Here is a 23,954-nt window from a genome sequence, read left to right as displayed (position 1 = left end):
CGACGCTAAGGAGGACACATGCCCACGCCAGCAAGCCTCAGCACTGACAAGACCGTCGGGGTCCTTCTCGCCCCGGGCTGCGAAGAGGTTGAAGCGCTCGCGGTCGTGGACGCCCTGTTCCGCGCTGGGATCCACGCCGACCTCATCGCGGTCTTCGAGGATCTGAGGGTCGTCTCCTCCCACGGCGTGTCCATCACCTGCGATCTTCTCCTCGCTCAGGCGGATCTTGCTTCCTATGAGCTCCTCTTCTTGCCCGGCGGGATGCCCGGCACTATGAATCTCGCAGCGAACGAGCAGGTCTGCCGTGAGATCGACCGGCGCGCGAAGGCCGGACTCGACCTCGCTGCGATCTGCGCCGCGCCTTCCATCCTCGCCTCTCGCGGTCACCTCAGGGGCCGACGTGCCACTGCGAATCCCGGTTTCATGGAGGCAATCGCCGAGGGCGGGGCACACGCCCTCGAGGAGCGGGTCGTCATTGACGGCCCCTTCCTCACGAGTCGCGGTGCGGGAACCGCCTTCGAATTGGGCTTCGCCATTGTCGAACGATTCTTGGGTGAGAAGGCTGCCGGGGCCGTGCGCGAAGCCCTCGTCTACTGAAGCGCGTGTGCGGGTCGGACGACTCTGCACTGATCGGCGCGTGAAAGGACCTTCATGAACGGCATGCTCTTGCAGGGCTTCTCCTGGCATGTGCCCGCCGACTCGGGCCACTGGGAGAGGATCGCCGCTGACGCCAAGCGCCTCGCCTCCCTTGGCGTGACGGCCGTGTGGCTGCCGCCCGCCTACAAAGGACAAGGCGGCGTGAACGACGTCGGCTACGGCGTGTATGACCTGTACGACTTGGGAGAGTTCGACCAGCAGGGAAGCGTTGCCACGAAGTACGGCACGAAAGAGCAGTACCTCCAGGCGATTAGGGCCCTGCACGAGGCGGGAATCCATGTTCTCGTTGACACTGTCCTCAACCATAAGATGGGGGCCGACGCCACTGAGTGGGTCACAGCGACGCCGATCGATCCGGCAGATCGTAATCAGGCCATCGGGCCGGAGGAAAGGATCGAGGTGTGGACGCGCTTCGATTTTCCCGGCAGGGCCGACGCATACTCCGATTTCCACTGGGATTGGACGTGTTTTCACGGCACCGACTGGGATGAGGCAACCCAAAGGCAGGGACTCTGGCTCTTCGAAGGCAAGCAGTGGAATAGCCAGGTCGATTCCGAATACGGCAACTTCGACTATCTCATGGGTGTGGATGTGCATTTGACCGAACCCAAGGTCATGGATGAACTCGTCCACTGGGGCACCTGGTATCTCAACACGAGCGGCGCGGACGGCTTGAGGATGGACGCCCTGAAGCACATGGGCCGCGACTTCACGATGGCCTGGCTCGAAAAGATGAGGGAAGAGACGGGGCGTGAATTGTTCACAGTCGGCGAGTTCTGGACTCACGACCTTGCAGAGCTGCGCAAGTTCATTGGTGAGGACCGTACCCTCGCCCTTTTTGATGTGCCCCTCCATTTCGCGCTGCAGCGGGCCTCTTGGAGCCGGGGGGAATACGATCTTCGCGCGATCTTCGCCGATACTCTCGTTGACGCCGATCCGACGATGGCCGTCACCTTCGTGGAGAACCACGACACTCAAGAGGGCCAGTCCCTCCAATCACCCGTGGCCGAGTGGTTCAGGCCTGCGGCGTACGCACTGATCCTCCTACGAGAGGCCGGTTACCCCTGCGTGTTCCAAGCCGACCTTGACGGCGTCGGGGGAGAACACCCCATTGCGCCCGTGCCGGGCCTTGAAACGCTCATGCGCCTGCGCGCCTCGCACGCCCACGGCATCCAGCGCGACGCCTTCGACGATTCTGAGCTCATCGGGTGGAGCCGCGAAGGCTTGTCAAGTGAAGAAGGAGAAGAAGGCGCGCCCTCCACCGGTGTGGCCGTCCTCATCTCCCAGTCGGGGGCCGCGGTGAAAACACTCGAGGTCGGGGCATGTCACGCCGGGCAGGTGTGGGAGTGCGCCCTCGGCGGGCAGGAGAGCGTCATCATCAACGAGGACGGGATGGCAGCTTTCACGGTCGGAGACGAAGGCCTCGCCGTGTTCATCCCGAAAGCCTGAGGAGAAGGAGACATGGGCAAACGCAAGAAGCGCAGCTGGCCGGAGCTCCCCGAGCCCCTGGCTGGTCCGATCATTGACAATCACACGCACCTTCCCGTCCACGAGGGCGAGATCCCCGGGGCCGATGGGCTCAAGCTCTCCTTGGATGAGCAGCTGTCCCGCGCGAAGGCCACGAACATTGTCGGAGTCATTTCGAGTGCCTGTGAGATCCCGAGTTTCGATCCGACTATGCAGATCGCGCGCGCCTACGAGGGGGTGCGCGTCGCTGTGGCGATCCACCCGAATGAGGCCGCCCTTCATGCGGGCGTCACTGAGCCTTCACCTGACGGCCTCGTGCCGCGTCAAGCGGCCCATCATGTGCCTCTCGATGAGGCGATCGCGAAGGTGGAGCGCCTCCTGAAAGATCCTCTGGTCGTCGCAGTCGGGGAGAGCGGCCTCGACTACTTCCGCACCGCAGCCCAGGGGCGTGAAGCGCAGAAACGATCCTTCGCCGCTCACCTGGAACTCGGCGCCGAAGCGGATTTGCCTGTGCAGATCCACGATCGGGATGCGCATGCGGACACCCTGGAGGTTTTGGCTGATGTTGCCCGTGCCGATCAGCTGATCGTGTTCCACTGTTTTTCCGGCGATGCTCATTTGGCGAGGGCTCTGGCTGAAAAAGGCTGGTATGCGTCCTTCGCCGGTCCCCTCACCTATCCGGCGAATGAGGATCTTCGTGCGGCTCTTGTCACCATGCCCCGTGAGCTCGTCCTCGTTGAGACGGATGCACCGTATTTGACTCCCGCGCCGCACCGGGGCTCCCCGAACGCCTCCTATGTGATGGCTCACACTGTTCGATTCATTGCTGAGCTATGGGGCGTGGGCGAGGAGGAGGCGTGTGTGCAGCTCATGGAGAATACGAGGCGCGTCTACGGCACCTGGTGAGCTCTTCTCAGAGCTTTCCTCAGGCACAGTGGGCGTGGAGGACACTGTGACAACCCTCGCGTCCTAGCGTGAGACAGAGCACGAAAGGGCGCGAAACATGTTGCGGATTGGTTACGGTTGGGCATAAGTCCGCTACGGAGCAGCCTTCCTTGAGAATGAAGGCCCCTCCTCGGGCGGAAGCTACGAACTCTGGAGCCACGTGAATCTCACGCACCCTTCGCGCCGAACCATCATCTCCACAGCCTCCGTGCTCGCATTCGCAATGACTGCGACCGCAGGAGCCTCAGTTGCAGCCTCCCACCACGATGTCACCATCGAGGTCGACGGCGTCTCAGCGCCCGTATCCGGCTTCTTCACCACCGTTGATGATGTTCTCGCCTCCGCAGGAGTGAAGCTCGGAGCCCACGACCTGCTCGCCCCCAGCGGCCAGAGCCGCGTGAAAGACGGCGAAACCATCGTCGTGCGCACCGCCACCGAATACGAAGTGAAGATCGACGGCAAGCCGACGACCGCCTGGTCGACTGCCGACTCCGTTGACGCGGTCCTCGACTCTCTTGCCGAGCCCGGCGAGGTCGTCCTCGCGGCTGCGGATCGTTCAAATGTGCGCACGCAGATGCCCTTCGCTTCTACGCGCGGCCCCGTTGAGATCTTCGTTGATGGTCAGACCCTGAAGGTTGATGCCGAAGCGAATGACACCGCTGACGCTCTTCTCACGAAGGCCAATGTCAGCCTCGGCCAGCTCGACACCCTTGACTTCTACGCCCAAGGCGGGCACACCTCTTTGAAGGTTCAGCGGATCGTGCGCGGGAGTGTCACCGAGACCTCCGATATTCCTTTCTCCTCTGAGGAGCAAGAAGACGACTCCATGTACGTGGGGGAGAAGAAGGTCACCCAAGAAGGGGTGAACGGCTCCAGTTCTTCCACCTACTACCGCGAGACGATCAACGGCGAAACCACGATCAACCTGCTCCTGTCCAAGACGCAGACCGCCCCGGTCAATGAGATCGTGTCGGTCGGCACGAAGGAGAAGCCGAGTACATCTGCGCCCGCCGCAGCCTCAGCAGCCCCGGCGGGTTCCTTCTCGCCCTCTTCGGCCCAGGGAATCGCACAGTCCATGGTTGCGGCTCGCGGCTGGTCCGATAGCGAGTTCAATTGCCTGGTGGCTCTGTGGAACCATGAATCCGGGTGGCGAACGAACGCCGGCAACCCCTCGGGCGCCTATGGAATCCCGCAGGCTCTTCCCGGTTCGAAGATGGCGTCGGCCGGTGCAGACTGGGCGACCAACCCGGCGACCCAGATCACCTGGGGTCTTGGGTACATTTCGGGACGTTACGGTACGCCCTGCTCCGCCTACGGCCACTGGCAAAGCAACAACTGGTACTGATCGAGACAAGGACATCACCACGTGAGCAGGAAAACGCGCGCACGCCACCGCGGAGCACGCAAATCTCAGGGGATCTCCTGGGCGCCGCAGAGGCGCACAGTCCTCGCGTGCACGGCATCAGCCTCCGCTTTCATGTTCGTTCTCTCCGGTGTTTCCATCGCCTCTTCGCGTGTTCAGACCACCCTTGAAGTCGATGGGGTCTCTCAGCCGGTCACGGTCTGGGGTGGAACCGTTCAATCAGTTCTTGAGAAGGCGGATATTGAAGTCGGCGAACACGACCTCGTCCAGCCCTCCCCATCTTCTCCGATTCCCGATGGGGGTGCTGTCGTTGTCCGGACAGCAAGGCCCTACACCGTATCGGTTGATGGTGAAGAACAACAGATTTGGTCGACCTCTTCCACAGCAGACGCAGTCTTGGCCGACTCGGCCACAATGGGACGCAGCGTCAGCCTCGCTACCGAACGTTCCAGCGAGAACAAAGAGAATGTTCCCCTCGTCGCACGCGACCGCTCGGTGAGGGTCGTCGCTGATGGAGAGACGAAGACGATTGAGGCACAGCCCAAGGATGACGTGAAGAGCATCCTCGATAAAGCCGGTGTCGGTATCGGCGCGAATGACCGAGTCTCCCTGGGCAATACTCGTGGCGGGGCACTGACCCTTTCCGTCGCACGGGTCCGCCGCTCACTCGTCACCTCAGATGTTCCTCTTCCTTTCGAGGAGCACAAGGTCGAGTCGGCTGATCTTTTCGTCGGTGAATCCCTCATCACCCAAGAGGGAAGTGAAGGGCAGGCCCAACGGACCGAATGGGTTGAGACTCGCGACGGGAAAACCTCTTCAGCTGCGACGACAGCTGAGACCTTGAAGACCCAGCCGACGGTGGCGGTCCGTTCCATCGGAACGAAACCTGTGACACCGCAGGCTCTCGTCATGGCCGGTCTTGACCCGAAGGCGAGCCTTGAAGAGGGCAAGGATTCCCTCGGACGCCCTTACGCGAAGTACACGGGCGCCCTCGGCACCCGCTCATCGGTGGCGGAGATCGAAGAGATCATCAACACCCTGCCCGATCAGGCGAGCAAGGTCGAGGCCGTTGCTGCAGCCCAGAGGTCAGGAGTGAGAGTCTCCTACATCGGGCAAGACCCCAAGGAGATCGCCCAGATCCAGGTCGCTGCGCGCGGCTGGGCCCCCTCCGAGTTCCAGTGCCTCGTGAACCTGTGGAACCGCGAATCCCAGTGGAACCCCTACGCTGAGAACGCTTCTTCGGGCGCCTATGGCATTCCCCAGTCGCTCCCGGGCTCGAAGATGGCCACCGCTGGTGCGGATTGGCGGACGAACCCGGAAACTCAGATCACCTGGGGCCTCGGGTACATTGCAGACCGCTACGGCACCCCCTGCTCCGCGTGGGCTCACTCGAACGCGGTCGGGTGGTACTGATCCCGCGCTCTCATTCGGCTAGAGTCAACGCGTGACCCGATCCCATACCCGCACTCGCGGACACCGCCTCGACCCGAGCCTTCCCGAGGGGGCTCTCCCTTCAGATTCCGGTCTCCTCGGTCCTCTCGAAGTGAAAGCGATCGCGAACGCCCTCGGCATTCGCCCGACGAAGGTCCTCGGCCAGAACTTCGTCCACGACGCTGGAACCGTTCGACGCATTGTGCGCGCCGGGGGAGTGCAAGCCGGGGACGAGGTCGTCGAGGTTGGACCCGGCTTGGGCTCCTTGACCCTGGCGATCCTTGAAAGGGGCGCGAGGGTCCGCGCGGTTGAAATCGACCCCGTGCTCGCCCGTGCCCTGCCCGAAACGATCCGCAGTCGCATGCCTGAAGCCGCCGAGCGTTTCCACGTTGTCCTCAATGATGCGACGAAGGTCAAAGGCCTCGACGATTTCGGCGTGGACTGGCCCGCTCCGACGAAGCTCGTCGCGAACCTTCCCTACAATGTGGCGGTTCCCGTCCTCCTCGCAATGCTCGAGTCCTTCCCGAGCTTGAGTGATGTCCTCGTGATGGTCCAATCCGAGGTCGCCGACCGTCTCGCGGCCTCACCGGGTTCACGCGTCTACGGCGTGCCCTCAGTGAAGGCTGCCTGGTATGGGACCGCCGAACGTGCCGGAACGATCGGACGCTCTGTTTTTTGGCCTGTACCGAATGTTGACTCTGCGCTGGTGCGTCTGAGGCGGGCGGGAGAGCCCCGCGGGGAGGAACGCCTGCGCCGAGCAACCTTCGAAGTCTGCGATGTCGCCTTCGGGCAGCGGCGCAAGACCCTGCGTGCAGCACTCAAAACGTGGGCGGGCTCAGCCCAAGGGGCTGAGGCGCTCCTTGAACGCGCGGACATTGATCCGAGCGCCAGGGGAGAGACCCTCAGCATTGAACACTTCGTGGCCCTGGGGCGTGCGCTCATCGAACTACGAGAAGCCGGGGTGCTCATCGAAAGGGTCGACCCTCGCAGCGGTGAATCTCCGAGGCCGAGCAACGAGGCGAAGACGACGCAGAGCACCTCCTCCACGCTCCTCGACTCTCCCGCATCCGACTCCGAGGCCGTTGACAATGCGTGAGATCAGAGCCAGTGCCCCTGCGAAAGTGAATCTCACTTTACGAGTGGGCCCACCGAGCCCGGACGCTTACCATCCTCTCGTCACCGTCTTCGAAGCGCTCGACCTGCGTGAATACCTCACGGTGAGGACCGCACGCACCCCCGGCATCCGCGTCACAACCGACGCCTACCTGCCAGACGGCTCTTACGACGAGGCGACGACTGCTCGGATGCGCGAACTTCCCGCCGACTCCCATTTGGCCCACCGAGCCGCGAAACGACTTCAACGCCTCGCCATGAGCGGACCTTGGGGACAAAGCGCCGCCGGAATCGACATTCACGTCGACAAGCACATCCCCATGGCCGGTGGAATGGCGGGAGGCTCAGCGGACGCAGCCGCCGCCCTCGTCGCCTGCAATGAACTCTGGGAACTCGGCCTGTCCGGGCAACAGCTCGAACTCCTGGCACGCTCCCTCGGCGCCGACGTACCCGCCTGCCTTGTCGGCGGCATTGCGCTGGGCACAGGGCGCGGCGACCACATGGACCCCCTCGACGAGGGCGCACAGCCCCGCCACCATTGGGCGATCGCGCTCGCACATGAGGGCTTGGAAACTCCAGGAGTGTTCCGTGCACTCGACGAGGCCCAAGGCCCGGGCGGAACATGGAAAGAACTCACACAACCCTCTTCAGAGGAGATCGGAGCACTCACAGGAGATTCCCTGGGACTCGCTCCCCTCCTCGTCAACGATCTGCAAGAAACTGCGCTGAGGATGCGCCCCGAACTCGCCGACACGATGAGGGCCGCTCAAAATGCGGGCGCGCTCGCGGTGATCCTTTCAGGTTCGGGCCCTTCGATTGCGGCGCTCGCCCAGGACGCGGATGGCGCGCACAGACTCGCACAAGCTCTTGAAGGGGCGCCGAGCGTCGCTCATGCCTTCACGACCCGTGGGCCTGTGCCTGGCGCTCGCCTCGAATAGGGCGTGCGCTTCCACGGGGGCGTACACCCCGAGCGGGGCGCGGCGCGAAACTCGGGGTTCCGGCTTGAACCCCGGACCTAAGGAGTGACATTCTGTGCCCCCGCCCGCAGGGTCTTGGCCGCTCCGACCCTCCCGTGATTTCACTACTTCAATGTAAGGACGCCACTGACGCATGGCTCATCTTCTGGGAACCCAATCACTGTCCGTGCTCGCAGGTTCACGCAAACTCCTCGAGGAGGTCACCCTCGGCGTCGAGGACTCGTCGAGGATCGGTATCCTCGGACCGAATGGCGCGGGAAAATCAACGCTTCTGCGCCTTATCGCAGGACTTCAAGAACCCGACGGCGGCCAGATCACGAAGCGTGAGGGCGTCACAGTCCTTGTCCTCGACCAGGCGGATCACCTGGATCCGAGCCTGCGGGTGGTCGACGCAGTCCACCCGGGTCTTGATGAATATGAATGGGCCTCCGATCCTGTGATCCGCGACATCCACGCGGGACTGCTTGCCGATATCCGACTCGACGCTGAAGTGGGGACACTTTCTGGCGGGCAGCGCCGCAGGGTCGCGCTCGCGAAGGTCCTCGCCGCGCCCTCGGATATCGTGTGCCTCGACGAGCCAACGAACCACCTCGACATCGAAGGCGTCGCCTGGCTCGCCGCGCACCTCAACGCGCGTTTCGCGAAAGCTGGAGCCGCGGGCGCACTCCTCGTCGTCACCCATGATCGCTGGTTCCTCGACACCGTGTGCGAGCACATCTGGGAGGTCGTCCCGGGGATCGACCCGGGCGGGGACAGGCCGCAAATCCCCGGGCACGTCGACGTCTACGAGGGCTCCTACGCCGCCTACACCCTGGCCCGGGCAGAGAGGGCCAGGCAAGCCGATGTCGCCGCACACAAACGTGCGAACCTCTTAACGAAAGAGCTCGCATGGCTGCGAAGGGGAGCGCCTGCGCGCACCTCGAAGCCGAAGTTCCACATCGCAGCAGCCGAAGCACTCATCGCAGATGTCCCCCCGCCGCGCGACACGGTCGAACTAGTGAAGATGGCGAGTGCACGCCTAGGTAAAGACGTGCTCGACTTCGAGGAGCTCAGCCTGGCTTTCACCCGCGCGGATGGGACGAAGAACACGATTCTCGACGAGGTGACCTGGCGTCTGGCCCCCGCCGAACGCGTCGGCATCGTCGGAGTGAATGGAGCGGGAAAAACGACCCTGCTCAATCTGTTACGCGGGGACCTGCACCCAGACTCCGGGCGGGTCAAACGCGGCAAGACCGTGAAGGTCGCAACCCTGTCCCAAGACACTCATGAGCTCGACGCCCTCGCCGATATGCGGGTCGTTGAAGCGGTCGCCCAGGTCTCTCAAACGTGTCGGGTCGATGGCCGAGAGATCAGTGCGATGCAGATGAGCGAGCGCATGGGTTTCACCCGCCAGCGCGCCTACACGAGGATTTGTGAAGTCTCCGGCGGGGAACGGCGTCGCCTCCAGCTCATGCGCCTCCTCATGGCCGAGCCGAACATCCTCCTCCTTGATGAGCCGACGAATGACCTCGACACCGACACTCTCGCTGCGATGGAGGATCTGCTCGATTCCTTCCCGGGAACCCTTGTCGTCGTCTCGCACGACCGCTACCTGCTGGAACGCGTGACGGACCACCAGGTCGCGCTCCTCGGTGATGGGAAGCTCCATGCTCTTCCCGGTGGCGTGGAGCAGTATCTGGCGATCCGTGAGCAGGGGCAGCGTGAAGACTCCAGCACCTCTCCGCGCGCCCAGGCCGACGTGGCCCAATCTCCTTTAGCTTCCGAGGCGAAAGCCTCGTCTCGCCTCAAGGGCGCAGCCCGCCATGCTGCCCAGAAGGAAGCGAATCGAATCGAACGGCGCGTGGAGAAGCTGCGTGCCCAATGCGCTCAAGTGGAAGAGCAATTGGCGCAATTAGGGGCGGCCGTCGCGAGGGAGGCGGAAGCGATCGAGGAGCTTGAGAAGGTGTCTGTCGAACACTCGGCTCTGATCGCCCAGATCGACGAACTCGAAGAAGCATGGCTCGAGGCCGCCGAACTCCTCGACTGAGAGAACAAGACGGGGATCGCGCCCGGCCCCAGAACAGGAGAAAATGTGCGCTGCGTGACACTGTTCGAGTGGAGTGTGCAACTCAGAATGCAATGATCCGCACGATTCCCGTAGCGTGGAACCCATGAGTCATATTGCCCCCGCATCCCGAGCGAGGAGTGCACCTCGCCTCCTCATCGGAGTCGGCCTCATGCTCATTGCGCTCGTGACCTCTGCGATCGCCTGTGGAGCCTACGCCCACTCCCATGAGGGCACGGCCATGCCTGGAGTGAAGGTCGCAGGTGAGGACGTCACCGGAATGACCCGTTCTGAGATCTCTGAGCTGGTCGAGAATCGTTTTGCCGCTTCGACGGTCACCTTCACGGTTGCGGGGAAGAGCCTTGACATTCCCCTGGTCGAATCAGGGGCGGATATTGACGAAAGCCTCGTCGCCGACGCGGCCCTCAAAGGGGCGACCAACCCGTTTTCGCGCCTCCTGACTTCCGTTGCTCCACGCTCCGTCCGGCTTGCGCCGACCATTGACGAAGAGGGCTTCACGGCTCTCATCGACAGATTGGACGCCCTCGTGGGCGAGGCCCCCCTGTCGGCGAGCGTTGAACTCGACGATTCGGGGACTTCCCACCGGGTGATCCCAGGGCACGCGGGTCGCGGCGTTGACCGAGAGAGCGTACGCACTGCTCTCTTCGAAGCCTCAGAGAGCATGGAGTCCACTCGAGTTGAGCTCGAGGTCCACGAGATCGAACCTGAGGTGTCGACCGAGGAGGCGACACAGGCCGCGAAAGAGATGGATGCTCTGTTGGAAGCAGAGGTGTCGCTCCAAGGTCCTAAACGCCTCCATGAGGCCTCGGCGGCCGATAAGGCCTCGTGGGTTGGGGCGCGCAGAGCTTTTGGCGGGCTCACAGCCGATGTCAATGGGAGCGCCGTACGGGAGTGGCTTGACGGGGTGGTCGCCGCAGAAGAAAGAGACCCGATTAATGCGATCGATGAAGTCGATGCGAATGGGACTCTTCTCGAGCCCGCCAGACCCGGCAAGGTCGGCATTGATGTGACGAATGTTGAGAATACGGCAGCTGAACTCGAAGAGGCCGTGAAGAAAGGCACCGGATTCCAGGGGGTTCTCACGAGCCGTGAGATTCCCTTTGAAACGGAGCAGAGGGTCGTGGCGAATGGGCCGGAGCGTTTCGCCTACCGTGCGCGTGCGGGGGAGAAATGGGTCGATGTCGACCTGACTGATTCAACTCTCACCCTGTACCAGGGCCAAGAGAGGATTTATGGTCCGATCCTCATTAATCACGGTGGCGTTGGGCATGAGACCGTCACCGGTGTGTACCACGTTTATCTCAAGTTCCCCGCTCAGGACATGGGATGCACTCCCGAGTGGCCCTACTGCGAAAGGGCCGTGCCCTGGGTGTCCTACTGGCATGCGTCTTATGCGCTCCACGGTGCCCCCTGGGTTGAAGAATTCGGGATCGGCACTGACGAGTCCTCGCACGGATGCATCAACATCCCCGTTGATGAAGCGAAGAGGGTTTTCGATTTCGCCGAGATCGGGACGACGGTGGTCACTCACCGCTGAGCCCTGCGCTCATGAGCGCCCTTGACGAGAATCCTGGCGTCAAACAACTGGCGTCAAACAAGAACTCTGGCATCACGTGCAGGAATGAGCGCGGTCAAAAGGAGCAAGAATCCTCATGAGTTGGGTGGCGAGCTGCTGCCTCGCCTCGGCGTCGAGTGGGCCGAGGATTGTGCGTTCACACTCGAGGAGGGTGGCGAGTGCGCTGTCGACGCGGGCCCGCCCCTTGTCGCTGAGGCTCACGAGGACGACGCGCCGATCCTCAGGCGAGGGGGAACGTGAAACGAGTCCCTTCAACTCGAGGCGGTCGATTCGGTTCGTCATCGTGCCCGAGGAGACGAGCAATTCCCCCATGAGGGTTCCGGGAGTGAGTGCATAGGGCGCGCCTGACCGGCGAAGGGAGGATAAAACATCGAACTCCCAGGGTTCGAGGCCGTGGGAGGCGAAGGCCCGGCGCCGTTCGAGGTCGAGGTGGCGTGCGAGGCGTGAGACGCGCGAGAGGACGAACATGGGGGAGGAGTCAAGATCGGGGCGCTCGAGCTTCCACGCGGCGACGATCTGGGCGACTTCATCCTGAGGCTCCATTCCCTCAAGATACTTGAGGTCGAGACAAAAGGAGAGGACTCAATCCCTTGACGGCACTCGCCCGCTTCAGCCCCACACGATCCTGCTGTTGTTCACAATCCTTTAGTTCCTCACGACCAGTTGGGGCGAGGGGCGCAGATTGCGCACCCCATTCCACACGAGGTTGACGACATGCGCGGCGACCTCGTCCTTCTTCATCCTGCGTTCGTCGAGCCACCATTGGCCGACCTGCGCGATCAAGCCGACAAGCATCTGCGCGTACAGGGGCGCCAGTGCCGGATTAATATCACCGCGTTCGAATTGAGCTGCGAGAAGGTGCTCAACCCTGCTGGCGACATCGCCCATGACTGAGGAAAAAGACCCCAGGGAACGGTCATTGGGAGCGTCCCGCACGAGGACCCTGAAGCCATCCGTGTGAGATTCAATGTAGTCGAGCAAAGCAAGGGTCGCATTTTCCAAAAGAATGCGGGGCCGCTCGGAGGACTCAAGAGAAGAATGCAAAGAGGAGATAAGAGCCTGGACTTCACGGTCGACGATGACCGCGTAGAGGCCCTCCTTGCCGCCGAAATGCTCGTAGACGACCGGCTTTGAGACTTTCGCCTTCGCTGCGATCTCCTCGACGCTTGTCGCATCGAAGCCGCGTGCGGCGAAGAGGGAGCGACCGATTGTCACGAGCTGCTCGCGGCGGGCAACACCGCTCATTCGTGTGCGCTTCTCAGACATATTCCCAGTATTCCATCTCTTGTCGCCCCGCAATCCTGCCTCCAGCCCAGGCGATTACGGCCCCATCTCGCGGATCGCGCGCCCCCGAAGCGCCGTGATCGTGTCCTCATTCTCCGTGAGATCGGCAGCTGTGAGGAGGGCAAGGAGCGCGAAGGGGTGGGTGTATGGCAGAATCATGGGTAGTTTCCGCCCTGGTGTAACGGCAGCACATGGGTTTTTGGTGCCTTTGGTCCGGGTTCGAGTCCTGGGGGCGGAGCGAGATAGCGGGTCGAGTGGCCCGCTCGAGGAAGGCAGAATCCATGACTGTTCCTGCAGCCGTTATCGTCCTCGCAGCGGGTCAAGGAACCCGCATGAAATCCGATCTTCCAAAGGTCGTGCATCCGGTTGCAGGCTTGTCCATGCTCGGCCATGCGCTCAGAGCAGCCCAAGCCCTTCACCCCGACCACCTTGTCGCCGTGGTCCGCCATCAGCGAGATATTGTCGCCGCAGAAGTGATGCGCGTCGCCCCGGAGACCCTCATTGCCGACCAGGATGAAATCCCCGGCACCGGCCGAGCGGTTTTGTGCGCGCTCAACGCCATGGTCGAGGCCCATGGTCCCCTCGAAGGTACCGTCGTCGTCACCTCCGGTGATGTCCCCATGCTTTCCCCACGCACTCTCGCCAGCCTCGTCGCCCTTCACGAGGACGAGGGACACGCCGTCACGGTCCTCACCTCCATCGCCGAAGACCCGACGGGGTATGGGCGGATCGTGCGCGACGAGGCCGGGATCGTCACCGCGATCGTCGAACAGAAGGACGCCACCGAGGCTCAACGCCTCATCACCGAAGTCAACGCCGGGGTCTACGCCTTCGACGGAGCATTCCTCGCCAAGACTCTCCTCCACGTCGGTCAGGACAACGCCCAAGGCGAGGTCTACCTCACCGACGTCCTGGCAGCCGCTGCACCCGCATCCCGGACCGCTGGAGCCCTCGTCCTCGACGATCCCTGGGAGGCTCAGGGCTGTAATGACCGCGCTCAGCTCGCCCTCCTCGCCGCCGAATTCAACCAGAGGATTTGCCAGGCGCATATGCGCCAAGGCGTGACGATCGTGGATCCGGCTTCGACCTGGATCGGCGTGGACGTTCAGATCGGCCACGACACCGTGATCTGGCCCGGAAGCGTCCTTCGCGGCGACACCATCATCGGTTCTCATTGTGAGATCGGTCCCGGAACAACCCTCGATTGTGCGAATGTGGCCGATCGCGCCCGCGTTGTGGGCTCCTGGGTGTCTAAAGCCGACGTCGCAGCCGATACGATGGTCGTACCATTCAGCGTCATCGGGCAGCCGGACAGAGGCTGACCCGTTCGGGTTCTCAGGGCAAGGGGAGGAACGCCGCATGAGCGGATTGGTGACCAGCGGAGAGAAAAGCCTCGTTCTCGTTTCAGGTCGAGCACACCTGGAACTCGCCGAGGAAGTCGGCAAGGAGATCGGCTGCGGCCTCTCCCCGGTGACCGCATACGACTTCGCGAGCGGTGAGATTTACGTCCGCTTCAACGAATCGGTTCGCGGCGCGGATGTCTTCGTCCTGCAGTCCCACACGGGTGACATCAATAAGTGGATCATGGAGCAGCTCATCATGATCGACGCTGCGAAACGCGCTTCCGCGAAGCGCATCACCGCGGTCGCCCCCTTCTACCCCTATTCCCGTCAGGATAAGAAACACCAGGGCCGCGAACCCATTTCGGCGCGCCTCATTGCCGACCTGTACAAGACCGCCGGCGCCGATCGTGTGATGAGTGTCGATCTTCACGCCTCCCAGGAGCAGGGCTTCTTCGACGGCCCGGTCGACCACCTTTTCGCAATGCCCGTCCTCGTGGAGTACGTGCGTTCGCGCATCGACTTGTCGAACACGGTGATGGTCTCCCCGGACGCGGGCCGTATCCGCGTCGCAGAGAAGTGGTCCTCGAAGCTGGGCGGCTGCCCGCTGGCTTTCGTCCATAAGACCCGAGACACCACTCGTCCGAATGTCGCTGTCGCGAATCGAGTCGTCGGTGAAGTCAAGGGGAAGGACTGTGTCCTCGTTGACGACATGATCGACACGGCGGGCACGATCACCGAGGCCGTGAAGGTCCTCACCAAGGCGGGTGCGAGGAAGGTCATTATCGTGGCCACGCACGGCATTCTCTCCGCCCCCGCGACCAGCCGCCTCTCCGAGTGTGGCGCGGACGAGGTCGTCGTCACCGACACTTTGCCGATCCCCGCAGACAAGCGCTTCCCGACTTTGACGATCCTGTCGATCGCGCCCCTGCTGGCGCGAGCGATCCGTGAGGTTTTCGACGACGGATCCGTCACATCCCTCTTCGACTGACTTTCATGTGACCGCCCTTGTCGGATACCCTTAAGGGGTTGCTCCGGCGAGGGCGGTCTCATACCGCCGTTATCGACAGGGCCTACCGGGTGGATCCTCGGGGTTCTTGACGCGCCGTAGCGTCCGAATCGAATCCTTCAGGAGGAATCCCCATGAGCGATAACCCGATCCTCGTCGCCCAGACTCGATCTGAGTTCGGCAAGGGCGCCGCCCGTCGTGCGCGCCGCGCAGGCCTCGTTCCCGCTGTCGTCTACGGCCACGGCGGTGATCCGCTCCACCTTGATGTGCCCGGTCACGAGCTCTTCCTCATCGTCCGTGGCAACGCGAACGCGCTCGTCGAACTCAAGATCGACGGAAAGTCCCAGCTGGCCCTCGTGAAGGACGTTCAGCGCCACCCCGTGTCGCGCAGCATCCTGCACGCCGACTTCCTCGCGGTGAAGGCCGGAGAGAAGGTTGACGTCGAGGTTCCGCTCGTTCTCGTCGGCGAGGCCGCTCCCGCCACCCAGGCCGCGATCGAGGAGCACACCATCACCGTCAAGGCTTCCGCCACCGCGATCCCCGAGTCGATCGAGGTTGACATCACCGGCCTTGTCGCCGGAACCGTTGTTCGCGCCTCCGACCTGGTGCTGCCCAAGGGTGTCGAGTGCGAACTCGACGCTGAGAAGGACATTGTCATCATCTCCGAGCTCGCCGCTGAGGAAGAGGCTGCGCCAGAGGCTCCCGAGGCTGAATGAGCCAGAGCCGAGCGATCTTCTGGAAAGAAGCGAGGTGAACGGGCGGGCCGTGGGGTCCGCCCGTTCCCGCATTCACAGCGCGAAAAGAAACGAGGAGGAGTACGTGAACTCTGATCACACGCATAAGAGGGTCTACCAGCGTGGACCTGTGATTTTGCGGGGGCGTGCAATCCCGAAGGAAACCTCTGATACGAGGCTTTTGAGCACCCCGGAAGAGGTGGATTGGCTTCACGAGGACCCGTGGCGGGTCATGCGGATTCAGGCGGAATTCGTTGAGGGCTTCGGCGCGCTTTCGGAACTGGGACCGGCGATCAGTGTTTTCGGTTCTGCCCGGATCGAGGAGAACACCGCCTATTGGCTCCAGGCCTATCGGATCGGTGAATTGCTTGCGCAACATGAGCATGCGGTCATCACCGGAGGCGGCCCAGGTGCGATGGAAGCGGCGAATAAAGGAGCCTGGGATGCCGGGGGCACTTCGGTGGGCCTGGGGATCGAGCTCCCGCACGAGCAGACCATGAACCAGTGGGTGTCGATCGGCATCAATTTCCGGTATTTCTTCGCTCGCAAAACGATGTTCGTAAAGTATTCTTCCGGTTTCATTGCCATGCCCGGGGGTTTTGGCACGATGGATGAGCTTTTCGAGGCCCTCACTCTCGTGCAGACCGGTAAGGTCGCGTCTTTCCCGATCGTCCTCGTGGGCTCGGACTACTGGTCGGGGATGCTCGATTGGCTCGCTTCTGCGATGGTCTCTTCGGGCACGATTGACAAGGTCGACCTCGATCTTGTCAAGCTCGTTGATGATCCTGAAGAGGCGGTCCGACTGGCCCTTCAAGGCTGAATCCACCCTGTGAAAGGGGTGTATTCCATTTCTTTGAGTGAGAAGTTCCTCGGAAACGGGTAAAATACTGGGGTGAGATGCGTGTGTTCACGCGAACTACGACAAGGAGCGGCAGATGGCAGCCATGAAGCCCAGGACCGGGGATGGTCCTTTGGAGGCGACGAAGGAAGGGCGCGGAATCGTCATGCGCATCCCGAGCGAGGGCGGCGGTCGGCTCGTCATTGAACTGACACCGAATGAGGCCTCTGAGCTCGCTTCCGCGCTGAGCGCGGCGGTCTGAAACCTCTCATTCATATACTGCGAAGCGGGCGCCCCGACGGTGAAACCGTCGGGGCGCCCGCTTCTTCCCTCGGGATGCTCCCCTGTCGAGGAGGCGGATGCGTCTTAGCGCTTCACCGCCACGACCAGTCCATCTCCGACTGGGAGGATCGCGGGAATGAAATCAGGGGAGTCTGCGAAGAAACGGACGACTTCGCGACACACGACCGTTTCTCCGTCACGGCGGGCCGGGTCTGCGACCTGGTCGTGCCATAGTGCGTGAACGAAAGCGATCACCCCGCCGGGGCGCAAGATGCGCACCGCATGGTCCAGATACTCGGGTGTTTCTGCGATATCCGCGTCGAGGACCATCATGTCGTAGCCGCGGGCCGCCATCCGTGGTAGGACATCCAGGGCACGACCGGCGATGAGACGGGTGCGCTGCGTCAAAACCCCGGCGGCGGCGAAGACCCTGCGAGCCTGCTGATGGAACTCGGCTTCGGAGTCGATCGAGGTGAGGACCCCGTCGGCGGGCATACCGTCAAGAAGCCACAGGCCCGACACTCCCGCGCCTGTTCCCACTTCTAAGACCGTGCGCGCTCCCGCGACCGCGGCGAGCATGCGCAGGGCGGCCCCTGTGCCGGGGGAGACGGGGTCAGCCCCGAGTTCAACGGCAGCGGTCCTCGCTTCAACGACGATTTCACTTTCGGGGACATAGTCCTCGGCGAACATCCAGGCATCTGCCTTATCAGCCATCACTCAGCCTCCGAAAAACGCGACGGGGTTCGGGCCTCAGCCTATCGTCTCCTCGCGATGATACGAGGAGACGACAGGCTCATTTCTGAACGGGGAAGACACCCAGAGGACGTCCGCTCAGGCCCCGTTCGGCGATTGAGAGCTTCTCAGCCAGTTCGCTCAGGGCCTGTGATGCGGGACCGTCATCGAGGGTGACGGGACGGCCCACGTCCCCGCCTTCGCGCAGCGCGATGTCGAGGGGCACCTGGGCGAGCAGGGGCGTTTCGTAGCCGAGCTGAGCACTCAAGCGAGCTGAAACGGAAGCGCCGCCACCGGAGCCGAAGAGTTCAAGTCGAGAACCGTCGGGCTGGGGGAGATAGGACATGTTCTCGACGACGCCGATGACGCGCTGTTGCGTTTGAGAGGCGATGGAACCGGCTCTTTCTGCGACTTCGGCGGCCGCAACCTGAGGGGTCGTGACGACGAGGATCTGAGAGTTGGGTAGGAGCTGAGCGATCGAGATCGCGACATCTCCGGTGCCCGGGGGCATGTCGATGAGGAGCACGTCGAGATCACCCCAGAACACATCTGCCAGGAACTGTTGGAGGGCGCGGTGAAGCATCGGGCCACGCCAGATGACGGGCTGGCCATCGGGCACGAACATGCCGATCGACATGACTTTCACGCCTTGCGCGCCGAGCGGGGGCAGGATCATCCCATCAATGACCTGCGGCTCGTGGGTGACGCCGAGCATGCGGGGAATTGAGAAGCCGTAGATGTCGGCGTCCATGACGCCGACTTTCAGCCCGGACTTCGCCATCGCGGCCGCGAGGTTCGCGGTCATTGAGGACTTTCCGACTCCGCCCTTGCCGGAGGTCACTGCGATGACGCGCGTGAGCGAATCGGGCTGGGCGAAGGGGATCTCCTTCTCGGGGCGTCCGCCGTTGAGTTTTTCCCTCAGAGCTTTCTTCTGCTCGTCGTTCATGACGCCCATTTCCACGGTGACATCCTCAACGCCCTCGAGCGCGCCGAGGGCGCTCTTCACATCGGCGGCGATCGTGTTGCGCAGCGGACATCCGGCGGTTGTCAGGAGGATCTTCACACTAACGGAGGAACCATCAATGGTGACATCCTCGGGGCTCACCATATTGAGTTCGGTGATCGGACGATGAATCTCAGGGTCGATGACGCTCGCGAGGGCGGTCATGACGCTATCGAGTACAACAGACATGCCTTCATGGTACGTGGCCTGCGCTCATGCTTGTGAGAGTGGGGGGTGTAGTGCACGAAGGTGAAGGCGTCGCGTGTTGAGCTCGGCGGATGTCCGCCTGTGCGTCCGGGAAGTTTCCTGGGGCGCGAGAGGGAAAAGAAATGCTCTACTCTTCCGCTTTTTCAGCCGATGGAGCGGCCTCGTCGATTGCTTCGGGGTGAAGGCCGATCTCGTCGAGCTCGGCTTGGATTTCGGCGCGCAACTCTTCTCGCATCTCCTCGCGGACCTCAGCGCGAATATCCTCTCGCAGATCATCGAGAAGATCACGAATTTCCGAGCGCAGGAAGTCACGGGTCGCGACTTCCTGGATGGACAGGCGAAGGCTCGCGATCTCACGGGTGAGGTATTCGGTGTCCGCGAGATTGCGTTCAGCACGCTGACGATCCTGCTGGGCCTGGACGCGATCGCGATCATCCTGACGGTTTTGCGCGAGAAGGATCAGAGGAGCCGAATAGGAGGCCTGAGTCGAGAAGGCGAGGTTCAAGAGGATGAAGGGGTAAGGATCCCAGGCGTGGGCCCGGGAGAGCTGATAGAGCAGGACGTTCGCCACGATCCACACGACGACGAAGATCGTCATGTAGAGAATGAAACGCGGCGAGCCCATGAAACGGGCGGTCGCCTCGGCGAAACGGCCAAAACCATCGGTTGAGGTCCTGCGGCGGTGAAAGAAACGCCAACCTCGTTCTCGCGGAGTGTCGAGACGATCAGCCATCAATGCTCCTCGCCATGATGCGGTCGGTCACTTCGTCGTCGTAGTCCCTCCAGTCCTCGGGCAAGAGCTCGTCGAGGAGGTCATCGACGGACACGGCACCGAGCAGGTGGGAGTCTTCATCGACGACGGGAAGGACTGTCAGATTGTAGGTCGCGAGCAGACGCGTGACCGTCGCAATGTGGACTTGAGGGGAGACGGCCTCAATATCAGAATCGAGGATCGTCCCGAGGAGGGTCTGCGGGGGTTCGCGCAGTGCACGCTGAATATGGACCATCCCGAGATAGGGGCCGGTCGGGGTTTCCTCCGGCGGACGCGTGATGAAGGCGACAGTTGCAAGGGAGGCGGGCAGATCCTCGCGTCGAACTGAGGCGAGCATCTGCGCGACCGTCGCATCCGGGCCGAAGATCACGGGGTCGGTCGTCATGAGCGAGCCCGCCGTCGATTCCGCGTAGGACAGGAGGCGGCGCACGTCCTTCGCCTCTTCGGGCTCCATGAGGGACAAGAGCGCCTGAGCTTGGGCTTCGGGAAGTTCAGAGACAAGGTCGGCCGCATCATCGGGCTGCATGACGTCGAGGACATCGGCCGCACGATTCGCCTCCAAACCTGACACGATCGCAACCCGGTCATCGTCGCCAAGCTCTTCGAGGACGTCCGCGAGGCGCGCATCTGGCAGCTGCTGAGCGATCGCCATCTGGCGTTCGATGGGCAGGTCGTGGAGGTAGTCCGCTAGGTCGGCGGGGCGCATGTCCTCCGTTTGAGCGATCAGGGAGGTCGCCGCTTGGTTCGTGTCGACCTTCAAAAGCCCGGACACCTCCGAGACCCTCACATTGAGGGTCTCGCCTGACCTCGTGAATCCGAGGGCGGTGATGCGCTGACGCTGCACGTGCAGCTTCGAGATGACCCAGTCCTTGGGGCGGCGGCGCTCCATTGCGACGTCGAGGATTCTCACTTCACCCGAACCGTCATTCAATGTGACGACCCGGTCGAAGAGTTCAGCGAGAACGAGGGTTTCGACGGGGCGTTGCGTGAAGGACCGCATGTTGAGTAAGCCGGTCGTAATGACTGAGCCCGCTTCGATTGAGGTGACACGCGTCAGGGGGAGGAAGACTCTTTTGCGGGGCCCCACTTCCACAACGAAGCCGATGACGTTCCCCGTGCCGCCGACCCGGAATGTGGCGACGACATCGTGAATTTTCCCAACTTGATCGCCGATTGGGTCGAAGACCCCTGTACCAGCGAGTTTACCGATGTAGACGCGTTTGCCCGCGGTCCCCAGTCCCATTGACGATGCACTCACAGGGACAGCCTAGGCCCCGCAGTGCGAGGATGGCACCCTGGGACCTTTGTTGATGGCCCCAGAGTTGAAGGAAGGAAGGTCATGTCCCTTCGCGCCACCGGCGGATCTTTGCAGATGCCCGTCATGCCCTCCGGTACAGAGATCGCGTCCTATCGCACCTACGCGGAGGCTCAAGCCGCGGTCGATTTCCTCTCCGATGAGGAGTTCGACGTCAAGTCGATCACGATCGTCGGCACAGACCTGCACCTCGTGGAGAGAGTGACCGGCCGACTGACAATGGCGAAGGCGGCTCTTTCGGGAGCGTCTTCGGGCGCATTGTGGGGTGCGTTCATGGGGCTCATGATGTCTTTCGCTTCGACGAATCAGTCGGCCTTCCTCTGGGTCCTTTTCGGCATTGCGGGAGGCGCGCTCGCGGGAACCTTCATGTCGGGGCTCCTGTATGCGATGACGGGCGGGCGCAGGGACTTCACCTCCCAGTCGCAAGTCGTCGCCTCGCGTTATGCGGTTCTCGCCTCGGCGGGGATCGATCAGGCCTTTGAGCTCTTGCAACGCAGCCCCGGCAACCAGATGCGTCCGCGCCCCGCGCGTCGTCGGCCTGAGTCGAAGGGGCCGAGCGAGTACGGTTCGCGTCCCGATGAGAAGCCTCGTTTCGGCGTTCGACTCAGTGACGAGGGCGAGGACGGTGGAGCTGAGGCCCCGAGGGACAACGAACATGCGGCCCCCGCTCAGGAGCCTGCCGAGACTGCGGTGGAGCCTGCCGAGGATTCCCGGAAGCCACTGGACTGAAAGCGGGCGAGGGGAGCGCTGAATCGGGGGAGCGGTGAAGGGGAGCCCTCAGGTGCTGTGCAAGGGCTGGATCCTGGTGAGTTCGTCGCCCAGTGCATCCAACTCGACCTCGAGGTCGTAATGTGACTGCAGGTTGACCCAGAACTGGGCACTGGTCCCGAAGAAGCGTCCGAGACGAAGAGCCGTATCAGCGGTAATTCTGCGCGTCCCATGAACGATTTCGTTGATGCGGCGCGGCGGGACGTCGATGGACACGGCCAGTCGGTTCTGGGTGACACCCAGGGGTTGTAAGAACTCCTCCATGAGGATTTCTCCTGGATGGATCGGCGCGATCTGGTCTCCCATATTGCACCTCCTAGTGGTAGTCGACGATTTCAACATCGCGTGGGCCGGCAGAAGTCCAGACGAAGCAGATTCGCCATTGCTCGTTGATGCGAATACTGTGCTGCCCGGCCCGCTGCATGCGGACCGGGCCCATGACACGACACATCAAAAGGCTCAGCGTCCCTGCGCCCTTGCGATCCAGGCTTCGACATCGTCGATCGTGCGGGGGATGTCCTCAGAGATCCGGGTGACGCTCCCGTCCTCGTTCACAACGACATCGTCCTCGATGCGCACGCCGATGCCGCGGTACTCGGCGGGAATCGCCTCATCATCGGCGCGGAAGTACAGGCCCGGCTCGATCGTGAAGGTCATGCCAGGCTCCAAAAGCGCATCCTGATACATCTCGCGGCGCGCCTGCGCGCAATCGTGGACATCGAGGCCGAGGTGGTGGCTCGTGCCATGTGGCATCCAGCGGCGGTGCTGCTGACCGGCGGGGGAGAGGGACTCTTCGACACTGACCGGCAGGAGGCCCCACTCGCGAAGACGCGTAGCGATGACGAACATTGCCGCGTCGTGGACATCGCGGAAACGAGTTCCCGGCTCGTTCGCCCGGGCGAGCGCCGCCTCGCAGGCGTCGAGAACCGCCTGGTAGACGCGGGCCTGGACCTCGGTGAAACGGCCATTGACCGGCAGGGTGCGGGTGATATCGGCAGTGTAGAGGGAATCGACTTCGACGCCGGCATCCACGAGGATCAGATCGCCCTCGTTCACGGGCCCGTCATTGTCGATCCAGTGGAGAGTATTCGCGTGGTTGCCCGAGGCTGCGATCGTGTCATAGCCTAGGCCGTTGCCCTCCTCGCGTGCGACTGCCCCGAAAGCGCCTTCAACGACGCGCTCTCCACGGCGATGCCCCACAGCTCGGGGCAGGACTCGCACGATGTCCTCAAAGCCTGCGCGGGTGACTTCGACTGCTCGCGCAAGCTCAGCGAGTTCGAAGGCGTCCTTGCGCAGTCGGATCTCGGAGAGGCGCTCCTCGAAGGCCTCATCGGCGCTTCTGGCCTCCTCGCCGAAGGGAAGCCCGGCCTGCTCGCGGATCTCATTGACCATCGCCTCGATGGAGGCGTCGACTCCGCGCACGATGCGCAGCTTCACTCTTCCCGCGTCTTTGGCGAGGGCGTCTGGCAAAGTGTCGATGTGGGCGCATCGAAGACCCATCTCCTGGTGAACCTCCTCCAGGGAGGGGCGTGCGCCGACCCAAAACTCTCCGTACTGCGGGTCGGAGTAGAACTCCTGGGCAGAGCGCGAAGTGCGCGGCTTGAAGTAGAGGACCGCCTCGTGTGAACCGTTCTCCTTCGGCTCGAGGACGAGGACGGAATCGGGTTCGCGCTCGCCCCCCAGGCCTGAGAGGTGCGCGAAGGCGCTGTATGCGCGGAAACGGTAGGTGCAATCGTTGTTACGGACCTTATAGGTGCCTGCGGGGATGACGAGGCGCTCCCCGGCGAAAGGTTCTCCGGCTTTCGCTGCACGCTGGGGTAGGTAGTCGGCTGCGCCGCAGCGTTCGACCTCCTTCGTGATCCTCGGGCCCCAGCCGGAGCCCATGAACTCGCGGAAGGCATCGGAGTCGGGGCGGCGCGAGCGTGACTCTCCCCGGGAGGCCATGGACTGCTCGGGGGCTTCTTCAGTGTTCGTGCTGGTGTGCGAATCAGTCATGGTCCCCATTGTGGCACCCGAGCGCAATTCTCTAATTACGGGGACTCGCCCCAATGTCCTTATGTCTTTATTATTAGGACA

At 62.7% G+C, this 23,954-nt stretch carries 25 protein-coding genes and 1 tRNA gene; 16 read left to right on the top strand and 10 right to left on the bottom strand.

Annotated features, from left to right (window positions below):
• The first annotated feature begins 18 nt into the window (after positions 1-18).
• From FFA61_RS06650 to FFA61_RS06610, 9 genes are all read left to right on the top strand, one after another.
• Positions 19-597 (top strand): DJ-1 family glyoxalase III, encoded by a 579-nt coding sequence (locus FFA61_RS06650; protein ID WP_005964958.1) that lies wholly within the window; start codon positions 19-21, stop codon positions 595-597.
• Between the two features lie 54 nt (positions 598-651).
• A complete protein-coding gene (locus FFA61_RS06645; protein WP_005964956.1) occupies positions 652-2,106 on the top strand; it encodes an alpha-amylase in 1,455 nt (484 codons plus the stop codon).
• Positions 2,107-2,118: 12 nt separating this feature from the next.
• A complete protein-coding gene (locus FFA61_RS06640) occupies positions 2,119-3,030 on the top strand; it encodes a TatD family hydrolase (protein ID WP_005964955.1) in 912 nt (303 codons plus the stop codon).
• A gap of 199 nt (positions 3,031-3,229) precedes the next feature.
• A complete protein-coding gene (locus tag FFA61_RS06635; RefSeq protein ID WP_005964954.1) occupies positions 3,230-4,414 on the top strand; it encodes a resuscitation-promoting factor in 1,185 nt (394 codons plus the stop codon).
• A gap of 21 nt (positions 4,415-4,435) precedes the next feature.
• Positions 4,436-5,845, top strand: a complete 1,410-nt coding sequence (locus tag FFA61_RS06630; protein ID WP_131247364.1) for an aggregation-promoting factor C-terminal-like domain-containing protein — start codon at positions 4,436-4,438, stop codon at positions 5,843-5,845.
• Positions 5,846-5,876: 31 nt separating this feature from the next.
• Positions 5,877-6,959 (top strand): 16S rRNA (adenine(1518)-N(6)/adenine(1519)-N(6))-dimethyltransferase RsmA, encoded by a 1,083-nt coding sequence (gene rsmA, locus FFA61_RS06625; protein WP_005964952.1) that lies wholly within the window; start codon positions 5,877-5,879, stop codon positions 6,957-6,959.
• Positions 6,952-7,914 carry a 4-(cytidine 5'-diphospho)-2-C-methyl-D-erythritol kinase gene (locus FFA61_RS06620; RefSeq protein ID WP_005964950.1) on the top strand — a complete coding sequence of 321 codons (963 nt, stop codon included), beginning with the start codon at positions 6,952-6,954 and terminating at the stop codon, positions 7,912-7,914. The genes rsmA and FFA61_RS06620 overlap by 8 nt, the downstream gene beginning before the upstream one ends.
• 172 nt (positions 7,915-8,086) lie before the next feature.
• Positions 8,087-9,979, top strand: coding sequence for an ABC-F family ATP-binding cassette domain-containing protein (locus tag FFA61_RS06615; protein ID WP_005964948.1), 1,893 nt, complete (start codon positions 8,087-8,089; stop codon positions 9,977-9,979).
• Positions 9,980-10,103: 124 nt separating this feature from the next.
• Positions 10,104-11,555: a L,D-transpeptidase family protein gene (locus tag FFA61_RS06610; protein WP_005964946.1), complete on the top strand. Its 1,452-nt coding sequence runs from the start codon at positions 10,104-10,106 to the stop codon at positions 11,553-11,555.
• A gap of 72 nt (positions 11,556-11,627) precedes the next feature.
• On the opposite strand, the gene FFA61_RS06605 is transcribed toward FFA61_RS06610, so the two are convergent.
• The 3 genes from FFA61_RS06605 to FFA61_RS09525 form a co-directional block, all read right to left on the bottom strand.
• Positions 11,628-12,137 carry a MarR family winged helix-turn-helix transcriptional regulator gene (locus FFA61_RS06605; RefSeq protein WP_005964944.1) on the bottom strand — a complete coding sequence of 170 codons (510 nt, stop codon included), beginning with the start codon at positions 12,135-12,137 and terminating at the stop codon, positions 11,628-11,630.
• A gap of 102 nt (positions 12,138-12,239) precedes the next feature.
• Positions 12,240-12,860 (bottom strand): TetR/AcrR family transcriptional regulator, encoded by a 621-nt coding sequence (locus FFA61_RS06600; protein ID WP_005964941.1) that lies wholly within the window; start codon positions 12,858-12,860, stop codon positions 12,240-12,242.
• A gap of 54 nt (positions 12,861-12,914) precedes the next feature.
• Positions 12,915-13,037, bottom strand: a complete 123-nt coding sequence (locus FFA61_RS09525) for a hypothetical protein (RefSeq protein ID WP_005964939.1) — start codon at positions 13,035-13,037, stop codon at positions 12,915-12,917.
• A gap of 8 nt (positions 13,038-13,045) precedes the next feature.
• Here FFA61_RS09525 and FFA61_RS06595 point away from each other — a divergent pair.
• The 6 genes from FFA61_RS06595 to FFA61_RS06570 all read left to right on the top strand — a co-directional run bounded on the left by FFA61_RS06595 (position 13,046) and on the right by FFA61_RS06570 (position 17,061).
• Positions 13,046-13,116: transfer RNA gene (locus tag FFA61_RS06595), tRNA-Gln, on the top strand.
• A 43-nt stretch (positions 13,117-13,159) separates the two neighbouring features.
• A complete protein-coding gene (locus FFA61_RS06590) occupies positions 13,160-14,200 on the top strand; it encodes a bifunctional UDP-N-acetylglucosamine diphosphorylase/glucosamine-1-phosphate N-acetyltransferase GlmU (RefSeq protein ID WP_040314217.1) in 1,041 nt (346 codons plus the stop codon).
• A gap of 37 nt (positions 14,201-14,237) precedes the next feature.
• Positions 14,238-15,209: a ribose-phosphate diphosphokinase gene (locus tag FFA61_RS06585; protein WP_005964934.1), complete on the top strand. Its 972-nt coding sequence runs from the start codon at positions 14,238-14,240 to the stop codon at positions 15,207-15,209.
• A gap of 152 nt (positions 15,210-15,361) precedes the next feature.
• Complete coding sequence (locus FFA61_RS06580) at positions 15,362-15,943, top strand: 50S ribosomal protein L25/general stress protein Ctc (protein WP_005964931.1); 582 nt, start codon at positions 15,362-15,364, stop codon at positions 15,941-15,943.
• A 103-nt stretch (positions 15,944-16,046) separates the two neighbouring features.
• Positions 16,047-16,781 (top strand): LOG family protein, encoded by a 735-nt coding sequence (locus FFA61_RS06575; RefSeq protein WP_040314433.1) that lies wholly within the window; start codon positions 16,047-16,049, stop codon positions 16,779-16,781.
• Positions 16,782-16,896: 115 nt separating this feature from the next.
• On the top strand, positions 16,897-17,061 hold the full coding sequence (locus FFA61_RS06570) for a DUF3117 domain-containing protein (protein WP_005964926.1): 165 nt from the start codon (positions 16,897-16,899) through the stop codon (positions 17,059-17,061).
• Between the two features lie 104 nt (positions 17,062-17,165).
• Here the strand turns inward: FFA61_RS06570 and FFA61_RS06565 are convergent, their stop codons facing one another.
• From FFA61_RS06565 to FFA61_RS06550, 4 genes are all read right to left on the bottom strand, one after another.
• Positions 17,166-17,795 carry an O-methyltransferase gene (locus tag FFA61_RS06565; protein ID WP_040314215.1) on the bottom strand — a complete coding sequence of 210 codons (630 nt, stop codon included), beginning with the start codon at positions 17,793-17,795 and terminating at the stop codon, positions 17,166-17,168.
• A gap of 79 nt (positions 17,796-17,874) precedes the next feature.
• Positions 17,875-19,005, bottom strand: coding sequence for an Mrp/NBP35 family ATP-binding protein (locus tag FFA61_RS06560; RefSeq protein ID WP_005964920.1), 1,131 nt, complete (start codon positions 19,003-19,005; stop codon positions 17,875-17,877).
• 145 nt (positions 19,006-19,150) lie between these two features.
• Positions 19,151-19,756, bottom strand: coding sequence for a DUF1003 domain-containing protein (locus FFA61_RS06555; RefSeq protein WP_005964917.1), 606 nt, complete (start codon positions 19,754-19,756; stop codon positions 19,151-19,153).
• Positions 19,749-21,038 (bottom strand): magnesium transporter MgtE N-terminal domain-containing protein, encoded by a 1,290-nt coding sequence (locus FFA61_RS06550; RefSeq protein WP_005964914.1) that lies wholly within the window; start codon positions 21,036-21,038, stop codon positions 19,749-19,751. Before FFA61_RS06550 ends, FFA61_RS06555 begins: the two co-directional genes overlap by 8 nt.
• A gap of 96 nt (positions 21,039-21,134) precedes the next feature.
• Here FFA61_RS06550 and FFA61_RS06545 point away from each other — a divergent pair, with 96 nt between their 5' ends.
• Positions 21,135-21,839: a YflT domain-containing protein gene (locus tag FFA61_RS06545; protein ID WP_005964911.1), complete on the top strand. Its 705-nt coding sequence runs from the start codon at positions 21,135-21,137 to the stop codon at positions 21,837-21,839.
• 48 nt (positions 21,840-21,887) lie between these two features.
• Here FFA61_RS06545 and FFA61_RS06540 read toward each other — a convergent pair whose 3' ends face one another.
• The 3 genes from FFA61_RS06540 to FFA61_RS06535 are packed head-to-tail and all read right to left on the bottom strand — an operon-like array spanning position 21,888 to position 23,882.
• The gene (locus FFA61_RS06540; RefSeq protein ID WP_005964908.1) at positions 21,888-22,184 is read right to left on the bottom strand and encodes a HigA family addiction module antitoxin; all 297 of its coding nucleotides are present in this window, start codon (positions 22,182-22,184) and stop codon (positions 21,888-21,890) included.
• Positions 22,185-22,194: 10 nt separating this feature from the next.
• Positions 22,195-22,329: a type II toxin-antitoxin system RelE/ParE family toxin gene (locus FFA61_RS09520; RefSeq protein WP_276670129.1), complete on the bottom strand. Its 135-nt coding sequence runs from the start codon at positions 22,327-22,329 to the stop codon at positions 22,195-22,197.
• Between the two features lie 8 nt (positions 22,330-22,337).
• Positions 22,338-23,882, bottom strand: coding sequence for an aminopeptidase P family protein (locus FFA61_RS06535; protein WP_005964903.1), 1,545 nt, complete (start codon positions 23,880-23,882; stop codon positions 22,338-22,340).
• Positions 23,883-23,954: the final 72 nt, after the last annotated feature.

It is taken from the genome of Schaalia cardiffensis F0333 (genome assembly GCF_005886435.1).
Taxonomy (GTDB): domain Bacteria; phylum Actinomycetota; class Actinomycetes; order Actinomycetales; family Actinomycetaceae; genus Pauljensenia; species Pauljensenia cardiffensis.
The sequence above is the reverse complement of the archived record's forward strand: the minus strand, read 5'-3'. Positions and strand labels throughout refer to the sequence as shown.

Bases quoted from the DNA above. Each gene is read 5' to 3' on its own strand.
- FFA61_RS06590 (WP_040314217.1), top strand. From the start codon at position 13,160: ATGACTGTTCCTGCAGCCGTTATCGTCCTCGCAGCGGGTCAAGGAACC.
- FFA61_RS06650 (WP_005964958.1), top strand. From the start codon at position 19: ATGCCCACGCCAGCAAGCCTCAGCACTGACAAGACCGTCGGGGTCCTT.
- FFA61_RS06570 (WP_005964926.1), top strand. From the start codon at position 16,897: ATGGCAGCCATGAAGCCCAGGACCGGGGATGGTCCTTTGGAGGCGACG.
- FFA61_RS06535 (WP_005964903.1), bottom strand. From the start codon at position 23,882: ATGGGGACCATGACTGATTCGCACACCAGCACGAACACTGAAGAAGCC.
- FFA61_RS06580 (WP_005964931.1), top strand. From the start codon at position 15,362: ATGAGCGATAACCCGATCCTCGTCGCCCAGACTCGATCTGAGTTCGGC.
- FFA61_RS06615 (WP_005964948.1), top strand. From the start codon at position 8,087: ATGGCTCATCTTCTGGGAACCCAATCACTGTCCGTGCTCGCAGGTTCA.
- FFA61_RS06560 (WP_005964920.1), bottom strand. From the start codon at position 19,005: ATGTCTGTTGTACTCGATAGCGTCATGACCGCCCTCGCGAGCGTCATC.
- FFA61_RS06640 (WP_005964955.1), top strand. From the start codon at position 2,119: ATGGGCAAACGCAAGAAGCGCAGCTGGCCGGAGCTCCCCGAGCCCCTG.
- FFA61_RS06550 (WP_005964914.1), bottom strand. From the start codon at position 21,038: ATGGGACTGGGGACCGCGGGCAAACGCGTCTACATCGGTAAACTCGCT.
- FFA61_RS06585 (WP_005964934.1), top strand. From the start codon at position 14,238: ATGAGCGGATTGGTGACCAGCGGAGAGAAAAGCCTCGTTCTCGTTTCA.
- FFA61_RS06645 (WP_005964956.1), top strand. From the start codon at position 652: ATGAACGGCATGCTCTTGCAGGGCTTCTCCTGGCATGTGCCCGCCGAC.
- FFA61_RS06545 (WP_005964911.1), top strand. From the start codon at position 21,135: ATGTCCCTTCGCGCCACCGGCGGATCTTTGCAGATGCCCGTCATGCCC.
- FFA61_RS09520 (WP_276670129.1), bottom strand. From the start codon at position 22,329: ATGTGTCGTGTCATGGGCCCGGTCCGCATGCAGCGGGCCGGGCAGCAC.
- FFA61_RS06605 (WP_005964944.1), bottom strand. From the start codon at position 12,137: ATGGAGCCTCAGGATGAAGTCGCCCAGATCGTCGCCGCGTGGAAGCTC.
- FFA61_RS06620 (WP_005964950.1), top strand. From the start codon at position 6,952: ATGCGTGAGATCAGAGCCAGTGCCCCTGCGAAAGTGAATCTCACTTTA.
- FFA61_RS06555 (WP_005964917.1), bottom strand. From the start codon at position 19,756: ATGGCTGATCGTCTCGACACTCCGCGAGAACGAGGTTGGCGTTTCTTT.
- FFA61_RS09525 (WP_005964939.1), bottom strand. From the start codon at position 13,037: ATGATTCTGCCATACACCCACCCCTTCGCGCTCCTTGCCCTCCTCACA.
- FFA61_RS06540 (WP_005964908.1), bottom strand. From the start codon at position 22,184: ATGGGAGACCAGATCGCGCCGATCCATCCAGGAGAAATCCTCATGGAG.
- FFA61_RS06600 (WP_005964941.1), bottom strand. From the start codon at position 12,860: ATGTCTGAGAAGCGCACACGAATGAGCGGTGTTGCCCGCCGCGAGCAG.
- FFA61_RS06610 (WP_005964946.1), top strand. From the start codon at position 10,104: ATGAGTCATATTGCCCCCGCATCCCGAGCGAGGAGTGCACCTCGCCTC.
- FFA61_RS06565 (WP_040314215.1), bottom strand. From the start codon at position 17,795: ATGGCTGATAAGGCAGATGCCTGGATGTTCGCCGAGGACTATGTCCCC.